This is a genomic window from Lysobacter sp. GX 14042, assembly GCF_021390425.1.
Classification (GTDB): domain Bacteria; phylum Pseudomonadota; class Gammaproteobacteria; order Xanthomonadales; family Xanthomonadaceae; genus Novilysobacter.
Genome location: NZ_JAJUWY010000004.1, coordinates 163,127 through 179,829 on the forward strand (window position 1 = coordinate 163,127; position 16,703 = coordinate 179,829).

18 protein-coding genes and 1 pseudogene are annotated in these 16,703 nt (G+C 70.1%); 4 read left to right on the forward strand and 15 right to left on the reverse strand.

All coding sequences use genetic code 11. From position 1 onward, the window contains the following. Positions 1-4: 4 nt before the first annotated feature. From putP to rlmE, 4 genes and pseudogenes are all read right to left on the reverse strand, one after another. Entirely contained in the window at positions 5-1,540 is a 1,536-nt protein-coding gene (gene putP / locus LY625_RS08090; protein WP_233739514.1) for a sodium/proline symporter PutP, read from the reverse strand. A 104-nt stretch (positions 1,541-1,644) separates the two neighbouring features. Next, positions 1,645-2,544: a dihydropteroate synthase gene (folP, locus tag LY625_RS08095; RefSeq protein WP_233739515.1), complete on the reverse strand. Its 900-nt coding sequence runs from the start codon at positions 2,542-2,544 to the stop codon at positions 1,645-1,647. Positions 2,545-2,682: 138 nt separating this feature from the next. Continuing rightward, positions 2,683-4,533: pseudogene (ftsH, locus tag LY625_RS08100) on the reverse strand (ATP-dependent zinc metalloprotease FtsH); the annotation flags it as partial. A gap of 28 nt (positions 4,534-4,561) precedes the next feature. Further along, on the reverse strand, positions 4,562-5,194 hold the full coding sequence (gene rlmE, locus LY625_RS08105) for a 23S rRNA (uridine(2552)-2'-O)-methyltransferase RlmE (protein ID WP_233739517.1): 633 nt from the start codon (positions 5,192-5,194) through the stop codon (positions 4,562-4,564). A 70-nt stretch (positions 5,195-5,264) separates the two neighbouring features. On the opposite strand from rlmE, the gene yhbY reads away from it, so the two are divergent. Together yhbY and LY625_RS08115 are read left to right on the forward strand one after the other, a co-directional pair. Continuing rightward, on the forward strand, positions 5,265-5,567 hold the full coding sequence (yhbY, locus tag LY625_RS08110) for a ribosome assembly RNA-binding protein YhbY (protein ID WP_233739518.1): 303 nt from the start codon (positions 5,265-5,267) through the stop codon (positions 5,565-5,567). A 9-nt stretch (positions 5,568-5,576) separates the two neighbouring features. After that, the gene (locus LY625_RS08115) at positions 5,577-5,951 is read left to right on the forward strand and encodes an Mth938-like domain-containing protein (RefSeq protein WP_233739519.1); all 375 of its coding nucleotides are present in this window, start codon (positions 5,577-5,579) and stop codon (positions 5,949-5,951) included. Between the two features lie 10 nt (positions 5,952-5,961). Here the strand turns inward: LY625_RS08115 and LY625_RS08120 are convergent, their stop codons facing one another. Genes LY625_RS08120 through surE form a run of 4 tightly spaced genes read right to left on the reverse strand, consistent with a single transcriptional unit; the run spans position 5,962 to position 8,845 of the window. After that, positions 5,962-6,747 carry a peptidoglycan DD-metalloendopeptidase family protein gene (locus tag LY625_RS08120; protein WP_233739520.1) on the reverse strand — a complete coding sequence of 262 codons (786 nt, stop codon included), beginning with the start codon at positions 6,745-6,747 and terminating at the stop codon, positions 5,962-5,964. 34 nt (positions 6,748-6,781) lie between these two features. After that, positions 6,782-7,366 carry a YqaA family protein gene (locus LY625_RS08125; protein ID WP_233739521.1) on the reverse strand — a complete coding sequence of 195 codons (585 nt, stop codon included), beginning with the start codon at positions 7,364-7,366 and terminating at the stop codon, positions 6,782-6,784. A gap of 19 nt (positions 7,367-7,385) precedes the next feature. Further along, on the reverse strand, positions 7,386-8,063 hold the full coding sequence (locus LY625_RS08130; RefSeq protein ID WP_233739522.1) for a protein-L-isoaspartate(D-aspartate) O-methyltransferase: 678 nt from the start codon (positions 8,061-8,063) through the stop codon (positions 7,386-7,388). Beyond that, positions 8,060-8,845 (reverse strand): 5'/3'-nucleotidase SurE, encoded by a 786-nt coding sequence (gene surE / locus LY625_RS08135; RefSeq protein WP_233739523.1) that lies wholly within the window; start codon positions 8,843-8,845, stop codon positions 8,060-8,062. Before surE ends, LY625_RS08130 begins: the two co-directional genes overlap by 4 nt. Before the next feature lie 200 nt (positions 8,846-9,045). Here surE and LY625_RS08140 point away from each other — a divergent pair, with 200 nt between their 5' ends. Both LY625_RS08140 and LY625_RS08145 read left to right on the forward strand, forming a co-directional pair. Next, positions 9,046-9,597: a Smr/MutS family protein gene (locus tag LY625_RS08140; RefSeq protein ID WP_233739524.1), complete on the forward strand. Its 552-nt coding sequence runs from the start codon at positions 9,046-9,048 to the stop codon at positions 9,595-9,597. A gap of 68 nt (positions 9,598-9,665) precedes the next feature. Continuing rightward, complete coding sequence (locus LY625_RS08145) at positions 9,666-10,163, forward strand: OmpA family protein (RefSeq protein ID WP_233739525.1); 498 nt, start codon at positions 9,666-9,668, stop codon at positions 10,161-10,163. 21 nt (positions 10,164-10,184) lie between these two features. Here LY625_RS08145 and truD read toward each other — a convergent pair whose 3' ends face one another. From truD to LY625_RS08180, 7 genes are all read right to left on the reverse strand, one after another. Continuing rightward, complete coding sequence (gene truD / locus LY625_RS08150) at positions 10,185-11,258, reverse strand: tRNA pseudouridine(13) synthase TruD (RefSeq protein WP_343223474.1); 1,074 nt, start codon at positions 11,256-11,258, stop codon at positions 10,185-10,187. Then, positions 11,237-11,719: a 2-C-methyl-D-erythritol 2,4-cyclodiphosphate synthase gene (ispF, locus tag LY625_RS08155; RefSeq protein WP_233739526.1), complete on the reverse strand. Its 483-nt coding sequence runs from the start codon at positions 11,717-11,719 to the stop codon at positions 11,237-11,239. The genes truD and ispF overlap by 22 nt, the downstream gene beginning before the upstream one ends. Positions 11,720-11,796: 77 nt before the next feature. Beyond that, positions 11,797-12,465 carry a 2-C-methyl-D-erythritol 4-phosphate cytidylyltransferase gene (gene ispD / locus LY625_RS08160; RefSeq protein ID WP_233739527.1) on the reverse strand — a complete coding sequence of 223 codons (669 nt, stop codon included), beginning with the start codon at positions 12,463-12,465 and terminating at the stop codon, positions 11,797-11,799. 52 nt (positions 12,466-12,517) lie between these two features. After that, complete coding sequence (gene ftsB / locus LY625_RS08165) at positions 12,518-12,829, reverse strand: cell division protein FtsB (RefSeq protein ID WP_233739528.1); 312 nt, start codon at positions 12,827-12,829, stop codon at positions 12,518-12,520. 10 nt (positions 12,830-12,839) lie between these two features. Beyond that, entirely contained in the window at positions 12,840-14,132 is a 1,293-nt protein-coding gene (gene eno / locus LY625_RS08170; RefSeq protein ID WP_233739529.1) for a phosphopyruvate hydratase, read from the reverse strand. A 42-nt stretch (positions 14,133-14,174) separates the two neighbouring features. After that, complete coding sequence (kdsA, locus tag LY625_RS08175; protein WP_233739530.1) at positions 14,175-15,008, reverse strand: 3-deoxy-8-phosphooctulonate synthase; 834 nt, start codon at positions 15,006-15,008, stop codon at positions 14,175-14,177. Continuing rightward, positions 15,005-16,696 (reverse strand): CTP synthase, encoded by a 1,692-nt coding sequence (locus LY625_RS08180; protein WP_233739531.1) that lies wholly within the window; start codon positions 16,694-16,696, stop codon positions 15,005-15,007. The genes kdsA and LY625_RS08180 overlap by 4 nt, the downstream gene beginning before the upstream one ends. Positions 16,697-16,703 lie beyond the last annotated feature (7 nt).

The following is a 16,703-nucleotide window of genomic DNA, read 5'->3' on the forward strand; positions in this document are numbered from 1 at the left end:
GCGGTCAGTAGCCGTTCTCGTCCAGCGCGGCGTGGACCTGGTCGTGCCTGGCCTGCATCGCCGGGGAAGGCGAGCGGCCGAGCAGGCTCACCGCGATGATGGCGACGGTGGCGATGATGAAGCCCGGAATGATCTCGTACACCTCCGAGCCCATCCGGTTGACCATCACCTCCTTCCAGAACAGCACGGTCGAGGCCCCCAGCAGCATGCCGGCCAGCGCGCCATCGCGGGTCATGCGCTTCCAGAACAGCGACAGCAGCACCACCGGTCCGAAGGCGGCGCCAAAGCCGGCCCAGGCGTAGGCCACCAGCCCCAGCACCTTGCTGTCCGGATCCCGGCCGATGCCGATCGCCACCAGCGAGACCAGCAGCACCGCCAGCCGGCCGATCCAGACCAGCTCGCGCTGGCTCGCCTGCTTGCGGATGAAACCACGGTAGAAGTCCTCCGACAGCACGCTGGAGCACACCAGCAGCTGGCTCGACAGCGTACTCATCACCGCGGCCAGGATGGCCGACAACAGGATGCCGGCGATCCACGGGTTGAACAGCAGCTCGACCAGGGTGATGAAGACCCGCTCGGAGTTGGCTTCCACCGGCCCGGCCGCCCCCGGGTTGACGGCGAAATAGGCGATGCCGAAGAAGCCGATCGACAGTGAGCCGGCCAGGCACAGGATCATCCAGCCCATGCCGATCCGGCGCGCGGCCGGGATCGTGCGCACCGAATCGGCCGCCATGAAGCGGGCGAGGATATGCGGCTGGCCGAAATAACCCAGGCCCCAGCAGATCAGCGAGGCCAGCGCCATCACGCTCATCGGGCCCGCAGCGTTGCGGGTCCACAGCAGCAGCGACGGGTCGACTGAGCGTACTGTTTCCACGGTCACCTCCCAGCCGCCGGTGTGCATGATGGTCAGCACCGGCGCCAGCAGCAGCGCGAACAGCATCAGGGTGCCCTGGGCGACGTCGGTCCAGCTCACCGCCAGGAAGCCGCCGACGAAGGTGTACAGCACCGTCACCGAGGCGCCCCAGAACAGCGCGCTGCCGTAGGACATGCCGAACACGCTTTCGAACAGCCGCGCGCCGGCGACCATGCCCGAGGCGCAATAGACCGCGAAGAACACCAGGATCACCACCGCCGAGAAGATCCGCAGCACCCGCGAACGGTCCTCGAAACGATGGGTGAAGTAGTCCGGCAGGGTCAGCGCGTTGCCGGTGTGCTCGGTGTAGACCCGCAGCGGGCCGGCGACGATGCGCCAGTTCACCCAGGCGCCGATGACCAGGCCGATGCCGATCCAGGCTTCCGACACCCCGCCCAGGTACATCGCACCGGGCAGGCCCATCAGCAGCCAGCCGCTCATGTCCGATGCGCCGGCCGACAGCGCGGTCACGGTCGGGCCGAGCTTGCGCCCCCCGAGGATGTAATCGTCGAAACTCTCCGTCCGGCGCCAGGCGATGAACCCGATCAGGACCATGGCGGCCAGGTAAACCAGAAAGGTGACGATCAGCGGCGTGTTGGCGGCGATCATCGACGAGCCATCATTCATGCGGGGTCCCCCGTTTTGCTGCAGTGCGTGGACCGCCCGGAAGCGGCACAAGTCGCGCAGCCTAACGTAGACCGGCGGTTGCTTTCAGCCCGCCGGGGAGCCGCTCAGTCGTCGTCGCCCCATGCCATCGCGGGCGCGGAGCGCCCCTGACGTGGCACCGCGACCGCCTCGACCGCGTGCCATACCCTGAGCGCATCGACGGTCCCGGCGACATCATGCACCCGCACGATCCGGGCCCCGCGCTGCACCGCCAGCAGGTGCGCCGCCACCGAACCGTGGGCGCGCGCGGAAGGCAGGTCACGGCCGGTCAGCTCGCCGATGCTGCGCTTGCGCGAGAGTCCCGCCAGCACCGGGACCCCGAGTTCGGCCAGGCGACCCATGCGGGCCAGCAGCTCGACGTTGTGCGCGGTGGTCTTGCCGAAGCCGAAACCGGGATCGACGACGAGCCTGCTCCTGGCGATGCCGGCCATCTCGGCGGCGAAGATCCGCTCGGCCAGGAAACGCTGCACCTCGGCGCTGACGTCCTCGTAGTGCGGCAGGTCCTGCATCGAGCGCGGCTCGCCGAGCATGTGCATCAGCACCACCGGCACCGCAGCCTGCGCGGCGGCGTCCAGCGCGCCCTCGCGGCGCAGCGCGTAGACGTCGTTGATCATGCCCGCACCGGCATCCACGGCCGCGCGCATCACCTCGGGCTTGGAGGTATCGACACTGATCGGCACCCGGGTCTCGCGCGCCAGGCGCTCGACCAGCGGCACCACCCGGCGCAGCTCCTCGTCCACCGGCACGCCGGCCGAGCCGGGGCGGGTCGATTCCCCGCCGATGTCGAGGATGTCCGCCCCCTCCTCCAGCAGCCGCAACGCATGGGCGAACGCGGCATCCACGGTGTCGTGGGCGCCGCCGTCGGAGAACGAGTCCGGGGTGACGTTGACGATCCCCATCACACGGGCGCGGTCGAGCACCAGGGGGCGGCCGTTGCAGTCGAGCGTGGGAGCGGTGTCGAACATGGGCTCAAACGGAAAAGGGGCCAGAGCGGACTCTGGCCCCTTCCGGGTAGCGGCGGCAAGCGCCGGTCAGGTCTGCGCCACCGGCCCGACCACCGTGCCCGGCGGGGGCGGCGGCTGGTCGACCGGCGGCTTGCCGCCCCGGCTCCAGTCGGCCGGCGGGCCCGGCTCGCGGCCGTCCATGATGTCGTCGATCTGCCTGGCGTCGATGGTCTCGTACTGCAGCAGGGCCTCGGCCATGACATGCAGCTTGTCGAGGTTGTCCCTGAGGATCGCCGTGGTGCGGTGGTAGGCCTTGTCGAGGATGCCGCGGACCACCTCGTCGATCTTGCGCGCGGTGTCGTCGGACACGCTCTTGTGCTGGGTCACCGAACGGCCCAGGAACACCTCGTCCTCGTCGTCGGAATAGGCGATCGGCCCCATCTCGTCGGACAGGCCCCACTTGGTGACCATGTTGCGGGCCATCTTGGTCGCCCGCTCGATGTCGTTGGAGGCACCGGTGGTGACCTTGTCGTGGCCGAAGATCAGTTCCTCGGCCACGCGCCCCCCGTACAGCGAACACAGCTGGGATTCGATCGCGACCTTGTTCATCGAGTACTTGTCGCCTTCGGGCAGGTACATGGTCACGCCCAGCGCGCGGCCGCGGGGAATGATCGTCACCTTGTAGACCGGGTCGTGCTCGGGCACCAGGCGGCCGACGATCGCGTGGCCGGCCTCGTGGTAGGCGGTGAGCTTCTTCTCGTCCTCGCTCATCGCCATCGAGCGGCGCTCGGCGCCCATCATGATCTTGTCGCGGGCCTTGTCGAAGTGCTCCATGCGCACCTCGCTGTCCTTGGTCCGGGCCGCGAACAGCGCCGCCTCGTTGACCAGGTTGGCCAGGTCCGCGCCGGAGAAGCCGGGCGTGCCGCGGGCGACGATCATCGGCTCGACGTCGTCGGCCACCGGCACCTTGCGCATGTGCACGCGCAGGATCTCCTCGCGGCCCTTCACGTCCGGCAGCCCGACCACCACCTGGCGGTCGAAGCGGCCCGGGCGCAGCAGCGCCGGGTCGAGCACGTCCGGGCGGTTGGTGGCGGCGATCACGATCACCCCCTCCCCGCCCTCGAAGCCGTCCATCTCCACCAGCAGCTGGTTGAGGGTCTGCTCGCGCTCGTCGTGGCCGCCGCCCAGGCCGGCGCCGCGGTGGCGGCCGACGGCGTCGATCTCGTCGATGAAGATGATGCACGGGGCGTGCTTCTTGGCCTGCTCGAACATGTCGCGCACGCGGCTGGCGCCCACGCCGACGAACATCTCGACGAAGTCGGAGCCGGAAATGCTGAAGAACGGCACCTTGGCCTCGCCGGCAATGGCGCGCGCCAGCAGGGTCTTGCCGGTACCCGGCGGTCCGACCATCAGTACCCCGCGCGGGATCTTGCCGCCGAGCTTCTGGAACCGGGAGGGGTCGCGCAGGAACTCGACCAGCTCGCCGACCTCCTCCTTGGCCTCCTCGCAGCCTGCCACGTCGGCCAGGGTGACCTTGACCTCGTTCTCGCCCTGCAGCTTGGCCCGCGACTTGCCGAAACTCATCGCGCCCTTGCTGCCGCCCTGCTGCATCTGGCGCATGAAATACACCCAGATGCCGATGAACAGCACCCACGGCAGGATGTTGATCAGGATGTACAGCAGCGAAGGCCCGTTGTCGGGCGGGATCCGGGTGATCTCGACGTTCTCGCGCACCAGCACGTTGACCAGCGCGTCGTCCGCCGGACCGTTGGTGGTGCCGGTGCTGCCGTCCTTGCGCTCAAAGCGCAGGGCGTTGCCGGCCAGCCCACTGTCCTCGGTATAGGTGACCGCCTTGACGTTGCCGCCATCGACGTCCTTCAGGAACTGGGAGTAGGTCACCTCCTGCGGCGCGCCCTGGCCGGCGGTCCGGGGACCGAAAGCCTGGAACACCACCATCAGCACGACGGCGACCACCACCCACATCAGCAAGTTCTTGGCCAGATCGTTCATCTACCGCTACACCTCTTGCCCGTAGGCATCAATTCGTCCCGGCGCGCCTGCCGCGCGCCAGCGCGTATACCTCCGGCGACCGCTTGCGCGAGGCCTCCGGCTTGCGGATCGACACCTTCTCATACCGGCGTCTCAGATCGCGCACGTAATCGTCGAAACCCACGCCCTGGAACAGCTTGATCAGGAACGTGCCACCTTCGCGCAGGTGGCGGTCGGCGAAGTCCATGGCCAGCTCGGCCAGGTACATCGCGCGCGGCATGTCGACCGCATCCACTCCACTCTTATTGGGGGCCATGTCCGACAGCACAAGGTCCACCGGTTGTCCGTCGAGCGCGGCCTCGAGCGCCGATAGGACGTCATCGTCCCTGAAATCCCCATGAAGGAACTCGACGCCGGCCAGCGGCGGCATCTCCAGGATGTCCAGTGCGATCACCCGACCGGTGTCGCCCAGCTCGCGCCGAACCCACTGCGACCACCCGCCCGGGGCCGCGCCCAGGTCCACCACGGTCATGCCCGGGCGCAGCAGCCGGTCGCGCTCGACCAGCTCCTCGAGCTTGTAGACCGCCCGCGAACGCATGCCCTCCGCCCGTGCCTTCTTCACGAACGGGTCGGAATGGTGTTCCTTGAGCCAGCGCTGGCTGCTCTTGCTGCGTGAAGCCATCGGCAGTCGCGGGTTGCAGGGCCCCGCATGATACCCTGCGCGCCCTCCCCGCACCGTAACCGCAACCGTCATGTCGACCCCCCTGAGCTCCGCCCAGACCCGTTTCCTGCGCGGCATGGCCCACGGCCTGCGGGCGATGATCCAGGTCGGCGGCAAGGGCGTGACAGAGAACCTGGTGGCGGAACTGGACCTGGCCCTGGAGCACCACGAGCTGGTGAAGGTGAGGGTGGCCGGGGCGGAACGGGAGGAACGCGACGCCATGATCGCCCGCCTGGCCGAACAGACCGGCGCGGCGCTGGTGCAACGCATCGGCCACACCGCAGTGTTCTACCGGCAGAGCCGGGAACACCGGGAGATCGTGCTCCCGCGTTAGGAGGCAGCCATGGACCTGATCCTGGAAAACCCGGATTACGCGTATTTCCTGCGCGGGGCGAATGCCTTCGAGGGGCGGGTCAACGACCGTCGCCTGACCCGCAGTTTCCTGGTCGCCCCCGACCGCCTGGTCGAGGACTGGCCGGTCCGCGACGCCGGGACGATGACCCCGGCCGACCTGGAACCGGCGCTGGCGCTGGATCCGGAAGCCATCCTGCTGGGCAGCGGCGCCGGCCAGGTGTTCCCGCCGCCGGAGGTGATGGCCGCCTGCCTGCAGCGCGGGATCGGCCTGGAAGTGATGACCAACGCCGCCGTGGCCCGGACCTACACCGTGATGGCCAGCGAGCAGCGGCGCGTGGTCGCCGCCTTCATCCTCCCGGGCTGACCCGGCGCTCCTAGCGCTTCGGCAGGTAGAGCTGGGGGTCGACCGGCTTGCCGTTGTGGCGGATCTCGAAGTGCAGCATGTCGCGCGAGGCGCCGCTGCGGCCGACCTCGGCGATCTGCTGCCCGGCCTTCACCACCTGGCCCTCGTTGACCATCCGGTTGCGGTTGTGGCCGTACGCGGAAAGCCACTCCTCGCTGTGCTTGAGGATGATCAGCTCGCCATAGCCGACCAGCCCGGACCCCGAATACACCACGGTGCCGTCGGCAGTGGCGCGCACCGGCGCCCCGCCGGTGGCGGCGATGTCGATGCCCTGGCGGGTCGGGTCGCCGGACTGGTAGCTGCTGAGCAATGAGCCGTCGACCGGCCAGCGCCACTTGATCGAGCTGGCGATCGCCTTGCCCGCGGGCGCCGGTGAGGGTACGGGTGCCGAGGTGGCTGGGGGACGACTGGCCGGCGGCGTGGCCGTACCGGCAGTGCCGCGCGACGGCATGCGCCCGGCGCCGGAATCGGGATAGAGCTTCAGGCGCTGACCCGGATAGATGGTGTAAGGCGGCGGGATGTTGTTCCAGGCCGCCAGGTCCAGGGTGGTGATGCCGTTGCCGGTGGCGATCCGGTACAGGTTGTCGCCACGCTTGACGACCGTGGTCGCGCCGTACTTGGGCGTTGAACCAGCCGGGGTGCGCGTGACTGTGCTGCTGGCGCACGCGACCAGCAACAGAGAACCCAGCAACGCAGCAGCTGCCGAGATCCGTAGCAGGCGGAGGCGGGGGGCGGATGCGCGTGCGTTGTTACTCATGCGGCTGTCGTTCTCCTTGGTACCCGGGGCGCGCTCAGCGCCGGAACTCCATCCAGGCCAGTGCAATCAGGACCAGCAGCGCCACCAGCCAGCCGAGCACCTCGATGTAGCGGCGCAGCATGGGCTCGACCCGTGGACCACCCCACGCAACGAGGCCGGCAACCAGGAGGAACCTGGCACCACGGCCAACCAGCGAACCGGAGATGAAAGGTAGCAAGCCTATGCCGGTCGCGCCTGCCGCGAGGGTGAATACCTTGTAGGGGATCGGCGTGAATGCCGCGACGAACACGATCCAGATGCCGTGGCGGACGAACAGTTCCTGTACGTGGATGAAGGTCGCATCCCAGCCCAGCCGCTGGATCAAGGGCCAAGTCGCCTCCAGCGCCAGCGCCCCAAGTGCGTAGCCCACCAGCCCCCCCAGCACCGAGCCCACTGCGCAAAGCACCGCCAGCCGCCACCAGCGAGACGGCCTGGCGAGCGCCATGGGCGCGAGCATGACGTCGACCGGTACCGGGAAGAATATCGACTCGGCAACGCTCATCCAGAACAGGTAGCGCGCAGCCAGGTGGTGACTCGCCCACGTCCGGCAGCGGTCATAGATCGGGCCAAAGAGCCTCATCGTGTTTCTCTCGTGGGACTCAGTCGACCAGCCCGGGCAGGAGCGGGACAAAGACTACAGCTTCCAGTTCACGCTGGCTGAGGGTGCCGCCGCGGTCGCGCTCGAGCACGATCAGGTTCTGGGCGCTCGCCGAACCGACGGGGGCGACCAGCATCCCGCCCGGCGCCAGTTGGCCCGCCAGTCCCTGGACCAGGGCCGGCGCGGCGGCGGTGACGATGATGGCGTCATAGGGGCCGTTCTCTTCCCAGCCCAGGCGCCCGTCGTCGTGCTTGCTGCGCACGTTCAGGCCCAGCTGGCGGAAGCGCTTGCGCGCGCTGCGCAGCAGGTCGCCGATGCGCTCGACGGTGTGCACCTCAAGCCCCAGCGCGGCCAGGATCGCGGCCTGGTAACCCGAGCCGGTGCCGACTTCCAGCACCTTCCGCGGGTCGACCTGGAGCAGCAGCTCGGTCATCCGCGCCACCACCCAGGGCTGGGAGATGGTCTGCCCGTGGCCGATCGGCAACGCGGTGTCCTCGTAGGCGCGGGTGGCCAGGGCCTCGTCCACGAACAGGTGGCGCGGCACCAGCCGGACCGCCTCGAGCACCCGCTCGTCGGCGATGCCGTTGGCGCGCAGCCGCTCGACCAGCCGGTCACGCACCCGCTGCGAGGTCAGGCCACTGCCCATCGCCTCGGGCTGCAGGCGCATGCGCGGGGTCATCGACCGTCCGCCTTGACCAGGTTGGCCTCCAGCCCGGCGACCCAGCTGGCCACCTGCTCCAGTGCCTGGTAGCGGGTCAGGTCGACCTTGATCGGGGTGATCGAGATATGGCCGCCGCGCACCGAGTGGAAGTCGGTGCCGGGGCCGGCGTCCTCTTCGGCGCCGGCGGGGCCGATCCACCACCACTGGCGGCCACGCGGGTCGACCTGCGGGATGCAGGCCTCGGCCCGGTGGCGGCTGCCCAGGCGTCCGACCTCGAAGCCGCGGATCTCCTCCCACGGCAGGTCCGGCACGTTGACGTTGAGGATGGTGTCGGCCGGCAGCGGGTCGACCCTCAGCCGGGCGATGATCTCGGCGGCGGCGCGGGCGGCGGCTTCGTAGTGGCGGCCGACGCCGTCGCGGGTGGCCAGCGAGACCGCCACCGCCGGCAGGCCGAGGAAACGGCCTTCCATCGCCGCGGCGACGGTGCCGGAATAGATCACGTCGTCGCCCAGGTTGGCGACGTTGTTGATGCCCGACACGACGATGTCCGGCTCCACCTCGAGCATGCCGGTGATCGCCACGTGGACCGCATCGGTGGGGGTGCCGAACACGCGCCAGGTGGCGCCGTCCTGCTGCACCACGCGCACCGGCGCGTCCAGGGTCAGCGAATTGCTGGCGCCGGAGCGGTCGCGGTCGGGTGCCACCACCAGGACCTCATGGCCGGCGGCGCGCAGCCCCTCGGCCAGGTGCCGGATCCCCGGCGCATCGACGCCGTCGTCATTGCTGACCAGAACTCGCATGGTCTCCCTTGGCAGGCGCCCGCTGGCGCTTGGCTGGACTGTCGGATGGGTGCCCCGCGGCCGCGTTGCGGCCGGTGCCGCGCCGCCCGGGCGAGCGCGATCGGCAAGCGGGCATGATAGCCGACCCGGCACCCGCCCGGCCGGTGCGCGGGACGTTACCCTTGGGGCCCGCCCGCCGATTTGTGCCTGCCCGCCGCGCCATGGACAGCGATCCCGACGACGACAGCGAACTCTTCCGCGCCGCCATCGGCAAGGTGCGGCGGCTCGACGAGCGCCCGGCGCCGCCGGGCCGCCCCCGCCCACGGCCGCGCGCGCGGATGGCCGAGCAGGACGAGCAGGCCGCCCGGGAGGAGTTCCGCCACGGCCTGGAGACGCTGCCGGTGCAGGCCGGCGACGTGCTGGCCTACCGCCAGGACGCCCTGCCCGCGCGCGCCTGGCAACGGCTGCGCCGCGGCGAGATCTCGGCCCAGGAGGAGCTGGACCTGCACGGCCTGGATGCCCGGACCGCCGAGGGCTTGCTGCGCCGGTTCCTCGCCGATGCCCGCGACCACGGGCTGGGCTGCGTGCGGGTGATCCACGGCAAGGGCCGCGGCAGCGAGGACATCGGCCGCAGCGGGGTCCCGGTGCTGAAGAACCTGGTCGACGGGATGCTGCGCCAGCGCGCCGGGGTGCTGGCGTTCCACTCCGCCCCGCCGGCCCAGGGCGGCACCGGTGCGGTGCTGGTGCTGCTGGCGCCCCGCCGCCGCGGCTGACTGCTTTCTTTGTCATCCGCCGTTGCTATGCTCCGCGAAGGGGATCGTCAATGGACTGGGGGAAGAGCATGAAGCACCGTATTGCCGTCGCGGCACTGGCCGCGGCCGTCGTGATGTTGTCCGCCTGTGGCACCCGCACACCCGCGCCCGAGCCGGTACCGGAGCACGCGACGCCCGTGCTGCCGACCACCATCATCGAGCAGCTTTCCGGCGACGGGCTGTTCGGGTTCGGCAGGGCCAGCCTCGATGACTTCAGCCCCGAAGGCATGCAGGCGCTGGCCGCACTGGTCGATCGGCTGCGCCAGCGCCCGGTGGCGGCGATCAACGTGATCGGCCACAGCGACCGGATCGGCAATGCCCGGGCCAACCAGCGCCTGTCACTGCGTCGCGCCCAGGCGGTCCGCGACTACCTGGTCGGCGAAGGCATCCACGAGGGGATCATGACCGTCGCCGGCTGGGGCAGCGAGGCACCGCTGGTGGAATGCGAGGGCGAACGCGGCCAGGCACTGGTTGACTGCCTGGCGCCGAACCGCCGGGTCGAGCTGAAGATCCGTTTCGCCGACTGAGCGTGGCGGCGGGCGCGGCGGTCAGGGGCCAGCCGCGCCTTCCTCGAGCGCGCCCAGCTCGGCCAGCACCGCGGTGGCATAGGTGCCCGGTGGAAGCACGAAGGACAGTTCGAGCACGTCGCCGGCCGGCCACTGCCAGGCAATATCCGCCGGGCGCAGGCGCAGCGCGCGGCGCTCCTGCTTCAGCCCCGCGGCCTCCAGCCCCTCGCGCAGGCGCAGGGATGCCGGATCGGCGATCGCATCGAGTTCCAGCGAACGTGCCGCGCCATCGCTGCGCAGGCCGCCGCGGCCCCACAGCGGGCCGGTGGGGTGGATGTCGAAACGCTGCACCCGGTCGGCCAGCTCCGCGTCCAGCGCTTGCGGGCCGAACACGCTGCGGCTGCCATCGAGCATCCAGACCTCGCCCTCGGGCAGCCCGGCCACCCAGCTGCCGCCACGGACCCGCGCGGCCAGCACCTGGTTGAACAGCTGCGAGCGCGCCGCCGAGAGCAGCATCGAGCGCTGCTCGCGCCCGACCCGGCGGCCGCCGAACATCGCCAGCGCGCGGCCCAGGTTGTCACCGCCACGGCCGAAGCGCTGCACCCCGAAGTAATTGGGCACGCCGTGGCCGGCGATCGCCCGCAGCCGCGCCTCGATCCGCGCCCGTTCGCCGCGCACCTCGCGCACGACCAGCACGAAGCGGTTGCCGGCCAATGCCCCCCGCGACAGCTTGCGCGAGTGGCGGCGCGCGTGGAGCACCCGGAGCGATTCGCCGTCCTGGTCCAGTTCCAGCGCGGCGGGATCCGGGTCGGGCCGCCCCGGGAGCTGCACACTGAAACGCTGGGTGGTGACCGCATGGCGATCCTTCAGGCCCGCGTAGCCGACATCGCGCTCGTCCACCCCCGCCCATTGCGCGATGCGGCGCGCCACGTGCGCGGTGTTCATGCCGCGCTTGGCGACCGTCAGCAGCAGGTGCTCGCCCTGGCCATCGGCCTCGAAGGCCGGCAACTCCTCGACCCGGAAGTCCTCCGGCACCGCGCGGTAGCGGCCCTGGAGCACCGCCGGGCCGTGGGCCGCGGGCGTGCCGTCGCCACTCACCCGCGGACCATCAGGCACACCGCCATCGCGGCGATGCCTTCGCCGCGGCCAGTGAACCCGAGCTTCTCGCTGGTGGTCGCCTTGACGCTCACCGCGTCCACCTCGACCTGCAGGTCGGCCGCCAGTGCCTCGCGCATCGCCTGGGCGTGCGGACCGATCTTCGGCCGCTCGCAGATCACCGTGACATCGGCATTGCCCGGCCGCCAGCCGCGCTCGGCGGCCAGCTCGCGGCAATGGCGCAGGAAAGCCCGGCTGTCGGCACCCTTCCACTGCGGATCGGACGGCGGGAAGTGGCGCCCGATGTCACCCAGCGCCAGCGCGCCGAGCATCGCATCGCACAGGGCATGGATCGCCACGTCGCCATCGGAATGCGCCAGCACGCCGCACTCGTGCGGCACCCGCACCCCGCCGACCACCACATGGTCGCCGCCTTCGCCGAAAGCGTGCACATCAAATCCCTGCCCAACCCGCACGTCCATCCATCCTCCAGGATCCAGACCCAAACCGTACGCAAGCAAAACGCACCCCGGACGGGACGCCCCAAAGGCGCGCCCAATCACCCCCCGCGCAACAACCCCTCCATCAACGCCAGGTCCGCCGGGGTGGTCACCTTGAGATTGTCCTCCCGCCCCTCGACCAGCCGCGGCCTGGCCCCGGCGCGCTCCATCGCCATCGCCTCGTCGGTCACCGTGACGCCGTCGGCCCGGGCACGCTCCAGCGCGCGAACCAGCGCCCCGCGGCGGAACGCCTGCGGGGTGAAGGCGCGCCACAGCACTCCGCGCGGCTCCGTCCCGGCGATTGTGCCGTCGCCGCAACCGCGCTTGAGGGTGTCGCGTACCGGAGCGGCGAGGATCGCCCCGTCGCCATGCGTACCGGCGACCTCGACCAGCCGCGCCAGGTCGGCCGGGTCGAGGTTCGGCCGTGCGGCGTCGTGCACCAGCACCAGGCCGTGCGCACCGGCGTCGCCCGGGATCACGCGCAGCGCCGCCAGGACCGAATCGGCCCGCTCCGCGCCCCCGGTGCAGCGCAGCACCGGCTTGCCGGCCAGCTGCTGCCAGCCCGGCCAGAAGCCGTCGTCGGCGGCCAGCGCCACCACGACTCCGGCCACCCGCGGGTGGTCGAGCACGGCTTCGAGCGCATGCCGGATCACCGGCCGGCCGGCGACCTCCAGGTATTGCTTGGGCACTTCGCCGCCGAAGCGCGTGCCTTTCCCGGCGGCGGGCATCACGGCCCAGACGGGGGGGTGTCCTGTCGTCACGGCCACGACCTGCCGCCGCTCACTCCGCGGGCTCCGCAGGCTGCGGTTCGCCGTTCTCGACGACGCGGTAGAAGGTCTCGCCCGGGCGGATCATGCCCAGTTCGCTGCGGGCGCGCTCCTCCACCGCGGCCTCGCCGGACTTGAGGTCCTCGACCTCGGCCGCCAGCGCGTCGTTGCGCTGCTGCAGGCCGAGGTTCTCCCGGCGCTGGGCCTCGACCTGCTCCTGCAGCGCCTCCACCGACGGGCGACCGCCCTCGCCGGACCAGAGGCGGGACTGCAGCATCACCAGCACGGCGACCAGCAGCAGTACCAGGACCCCGGTCCAGCGCATTGGAGTGGCCTCAGCGGTGCAGCGAGACGAAGGCGTCGCGGCCGGCGTACTTCGCCGCGGCGCCCAGCTGCTCCTCGATGCGCAGCAGCTGGTTGTACTTGGCCACCCGGTCGCTGCGGCACAGCGAGCCGGTCTTGATCTGGGTGGCGGTGGTGGCCACCGCGATGTCGGCGATGGTGGTGTCCTCGGTTTCGCCGGAGCGGTGCGAGACGACCGCGGAGTAGCCCGCCCGGTCGGCCATGGCGATCGCCTCGAGGGTCTCGGTCAGGGTACCGACCTGGTTGACCTTGATCAGGATCGAGTTGCCCAGCCCGTCCTCGATGCCCTCGGCGAAGATCTGCGGGTTGGTCACGAACAGGTCGTCACCGACCAGCTGGACCTTGCGCCCCAGCCGCGCGGTCAGCAGCTTCCAGCCCTCGCGGTCGCCCTCGTCCATGCCGTCCTCGATGCTGATGATCGGGTACTGGTCGCACCAGCCGGCCAGGAAGTCGACGAACTGCTCGGCGGTCAGGCGCTTGCCCTCGCCGGTCAGGTGGTACTTGCCGTTGTCGTGGAACTCGCTGGAGGCCACGTCCAGGCCCAGCAGCACGTCCTCGCCGGCGTGGTAGCCGGCCTTGCCGATCGCCTCCAGGATGGTCTCCAGCGCCTCCTCGTTGCTGCGCAGGTCGGGGGCGAAGCCGCCCTCGTCACCCACCGCGGTGGACAGGCCGCGGCCGCGCAGCACCGACTTGAGCGCGTGGAAGATCTCGGTGCCCGCGCGCAGGCTTTCGGAGAAGCTGTCGAAGCCCACCGGCAGCACCATGAATTCCTGCAGGTCGACGTTGTTGTCGGCGTGGGCACCGCCGTTGATGATGTTCATCATCGGCACCGGCAGCACCGGCGCGACGCCGGTGCCGGCCGCCAGGTGCTGCCACAGCGGGAGCTTCTTCGACATCGCGACGGCATGGGCGTTGGCCATCGACACGCCCAGCAGCGCGTTGGCACCCAGCCGACCCTTGTTCTCGGTGCCGTCCAGGTCGATCAGGCGGTGGTCCAGGCCGGCCTGGTCGGCCCCGTCCGTGCCGGTGACCGCCGCGGCAATGGCGGTGTTGACGTTCTCCACCGCCTGGCGGACGCCCTTGCCCAGGTAGCGGGTCTTGTCGCCGTCGCGAAGCTCCACCGCCTCGCGCGACCCGGTCGAGGCACCCGAGGGCACCATCGCCCGGCCGAAGCTGCCGTCGGCGAGGGTCACCTCGGCCTCGAGCGTGGGGTTGCCGCGGCTGTCGAGGATCTCGCGGGCATGGACTTTCGCAATCGTGGTCATGTCGTCTCTTGAAGGGTTCGGAACAGAAGGCGGGACCGACGTTCAGGCATCCGATTCCAGGAAGCCGTTGCGCTTGGTGACCCCGTCGATGGCCATGAGGGTTTCCAGCAGGGCGCGCATCTTGCCCAGTGGCCAGGCATTCGGGCCGTCGGACAGTGCCTTGTCCGGGTCCGGATGGGTTTCCATGAAGATGCCGGCGATGCCCACCGCCATGGCCGCGCGCGACAGCACCGGCACGAACTCGCGCTGGCCGCCGGACTTGCCGCCGGCGCCGCCGGGCAGCTGGACCGAATGGGTGGCATCGAACACCACCGGGCAGCCGGTGTCGCGCATCACCGACAGCGAGCGCATGTCGCTGACCAGGTTGTTGTAGCCGAAGCTGGCGCCGCGCTCGCAGACCATGATCTGTTCGTTGCCGGTCGACAGCGCCTTCTCGGCAACGTGCTTCATCTCCCAGGGCGAGAGGAACTGGCCCTTCTTGATGTTCACCGGCCGGCCGGCGCTGGCGACCTTGCGGATGAAGTCGGTCTGCCGGCACAGGAAGGCCGGGGTCTGCAGCACGTCGACAACGGCGGCGACCTCGTCCATCGGGGTGTATTCGTGGACGTCGGTCAGCACCGGCACGCCCAACTGGTGCTTGACCGTCTCCAGCACCTTCAGCCCCTCCTCCATGCCGGGGCCGCGGAAGCCGGAGATCGAGGTCCGGTTGGCCTTGTCGAAGCTGGACTTGAAGATGAAGGGGATGCCGAGCTCGTCGGTGATCTCCTTGAGCGTGCCGGCGGTATCGAGCTGCAGCTGCATCGACTCGATCACGCACGGGCCGGCGATCAGGAAGAACGGCTGGTCCAGGCCAACCTCGAATCCACACAGGTTCATCGCAGTGCTCCTTGTGCTCGTGCAGGGGTGGCTTCAGCCGCGACCGCATCCCGTCCCTTGGCCGCCCTGTATTCCCGCGCCGCCTCGATGAACCCGACGAACAGCGGATGCCCGTCGCGCGGGGTGGACAGGAACTCCGGATGGGCCTGGCAGGCCAGGAACCACGGGTGCCGGTCCCGGGGCAGTTCGATCATCTCCACCAGCAGGTCGTCCATCGACTTGGCGCTGATCACCAGGCCGGCGTCCTCGAGCTGGGCGCGGTAGCGGTTGTTGAACTCGTAGCGGTGCCGGTGGCGCTCGCCGACCACGTCGCGGCCATACAGCTCATGGGCCAGGGTACCGGGCTTGAGCCGTTGCTCCTGCAGGCCCAGGCGCATGGTGCCGCCCAGGTCGGAATCCTCGCTGCGCCGCTCGAGCTCGCCGGTCGCGGTACGCCACTCGGTGATCAGGCCGATCACCGGGTGCGGGGTGGACCTGTCGTTCTCGGTGCTGTTGGCGCCTTCCAGGCCGGCGACGTGGCGCGCGTAGTCGATCACCGCCGCCTGCATGCCGTAGCAGATGCCGAAGTACGGAACCGCGTTCTCGCGCGCGTGGCGGGCACTGAGCACCTTGCCGTCGAAGCCGCGGTCACCGAAGCCGCCCGGAACCAGGATCCCGTCGACGCCCTCGAGCAGCGTCGCGCCCTGCTTCTCGACCTCGCTGGACTCCAGCCATCGCAGGGTGACCCGGGTGCGCTGGCGCAGGCCGCCGTGCTTGAGCGCCTCGGCCACCGACTTGTAGGCGTCCTGGTGGTCGACGTACTTGCCGACGATGGCGATGGTGACCTCGTCGTCCGGGTTCTGGGTGGCATCGACCACCGCCTCCCACTCCGACAGGTCGGCCGGTCCGGCGTTCAGCCGCAGGCGCTCGATCACCAGGTCGTCCAGCCCCTGCTCGTGGAAGCGGGCCGGCATCTTGTAGATGTTGTCGAGGTCCACCGCGGAGACCACCGCGCGCTCGGAGACGCTGGTGAACAGCGCGATCTTGCGGCGCTCGTTGTCGGGCAGCGGCTGCTCGGAGCGGCAGACCAGGATGTCGGGCTGGATGCCGATCGAACGCAGCTCCTTGACCGAATGCTGGGTCGGCTTGGTCTTGAGCTCGCCCGCGGCGGCGATCCACGGCACCAGGGTCAGGTGCATGAACAGGGCCTTGTCCGGCCCGCGCTCGGTGCGGATCTGGCGGATCGCCTCCAGGAACGGCAGCGACTCGATGTCGCCCACGGTGCCGCCGATCTCCACCAGGCCGACATCAAAGCCTTCGGTGGCCTCGAAGATGCCGCGCTTGATCTCGTCGGTGATGTGCGGGATGACCTGCACCGTGCCGCCGAGATAGTCGCCGCGGCGCTCCTTGCGGATCACGCTTTCGTAGATGCGCCCGGTGGTGATGGAGTTCTTGCGCCCCAGCCGGGTGCGCACGTAGCGCTCGTAGTGGCCGAGGTCGAGGTCGGTTTCCGCCCCGTCGTCGGTGACGTACACCTCGCCGTGCTGGAACGGGCTCATGGTGCCCGGGTCGACGTTGATGTACGGGTCGAGCTTCATCATCGTCACGCGCAACCCGCGCGATTCGAGGATGGCCGCCAGCGAGGCCGCCGCGATGCCCTTGCCAAGCGAGGACACCACGCCGCCGGTGACGAAGATCAGGGGAGTCATGGTCTAG

Excerpts from the sequence above, each read along its gene's own strand:
- LY625_RS08125 (WP_233739521.1), bottom strand. The coding sequence starts at position 7,366 with ATGAGGCTCTTTGGCCCGATCTATGACCGCTGCCGGACGTGGGCGAGT.
- LY625_RS08130 (WP_233739522.1), bottom strand. The coding sequence starts at position 8,063 with ATGACCCCGCGCATGCGCCTGCAGCCCGAGGCGATGGGCAGTGGCCTG.
- surE (WP_233739523.1), bottom strand. The coding sequence starts at position 8,845 with ATGCGAGTTCTGGTCAGCAATGACGACGGCGTCGATGCGCCGGGGATC.
- folP (WP_233739515.1), bottom strand. The coding sequence starts at position 2,544 with ATGTTCGACACCGCTCCCACGCTCGACTGCAACGGCCGCCCCCTGGTG.
- kdsA (WP_233739530.1), bottom strand. The coding sequence starts at position 15,008 with ATGAACCTGTGTGGATTCGAGGTTGGCCTGGACCAGCCGTTCTTCCTG.
- ispF (WP_233739526.1), bottom strand. The coding sequence starts at position 11,719 with ATGGACGTGCGGGTTGGGCAGGGATTTGATGTGCACGCTTTCGGCGAA.
- LY625_RS08120 (WP_233739520.1), bottom strand. The coding sequence starts at position 6,747 with ATGAGTAACAACGCACGCGCATCCGCCCCCCGCCTCCGCCTGCTACGG.
- ftsB (WP_233739528.1), bottom strand. The coding sequence starts at position 12,829 with ATGCGCTGGACCGGGGTCCTGGTACTGCTGCTGGTCGCCGTGCTGGTG.
- eno (WP_233739529.1), bottom strand. The coding sequence starts at position 14,132 with ATGACCACGATTGCGAAAGTCCATGCCCGCGAGATCCTCGACAGCCGC.
- LY625_RS08140 (WP_233739524.1), top strand. The coding sequence starts at position 9,046 with ATGGACAGCGATCCCGACGACGACAGCGAACTCTTCCGCGCCGCCATC.
- rlmE (WP_233739517.1), bottom strand. The coding sequence starts at position 5,194 with ATGGCTTCACGCAGCAAGAGCAGCCAGCGCTGGCTCAAGGAACACCAT.
- LY625_RS08115 (WP_233739519.1), top strand. The coding sequence starts at position 5,577 with ATGGACCTGATCCTGGAAAACCCGGATTACGCGTATTTCCTGCGCGGG.
- LY625_RS08145 (WP_233739525.1), top strand. The coding sequence starts at position 9,666 with ATGAAGCACCGTATTGCCGTCGCGGCACTGGCCGCGGCCGTCGTGATG.
- LY625_RS08180 (WP_233739531.1), bottom strand. The coding sequence starts at position 16,696 with ATGACTCCCCTGATCTTCGTCACCGGCGGCGTGGTGTCCTCGCTTGGC.
- ispD (WP_233739527.1), bottom strand. The coding sequence starts at position 12,465 with ATGCCCGCCGCCGGGAAAGGCACGCGCTTCGGCGGCGAAGTGCCCAAG.
- yhbY (WP_233739518.1), top strand. The coding sequence starts at position 5,265 with ATGTCGACCCCCCTGAGCTCCGCCCAGACCCGTTTCCTGCGCGGCATG.
- putP (WP_233739514.1), bottom strand. The coding sequence starts at position 1,540 with ATGAATGATGGCTCGTCGATGATCGCCGCCAACACGCCGCTGATCGTC.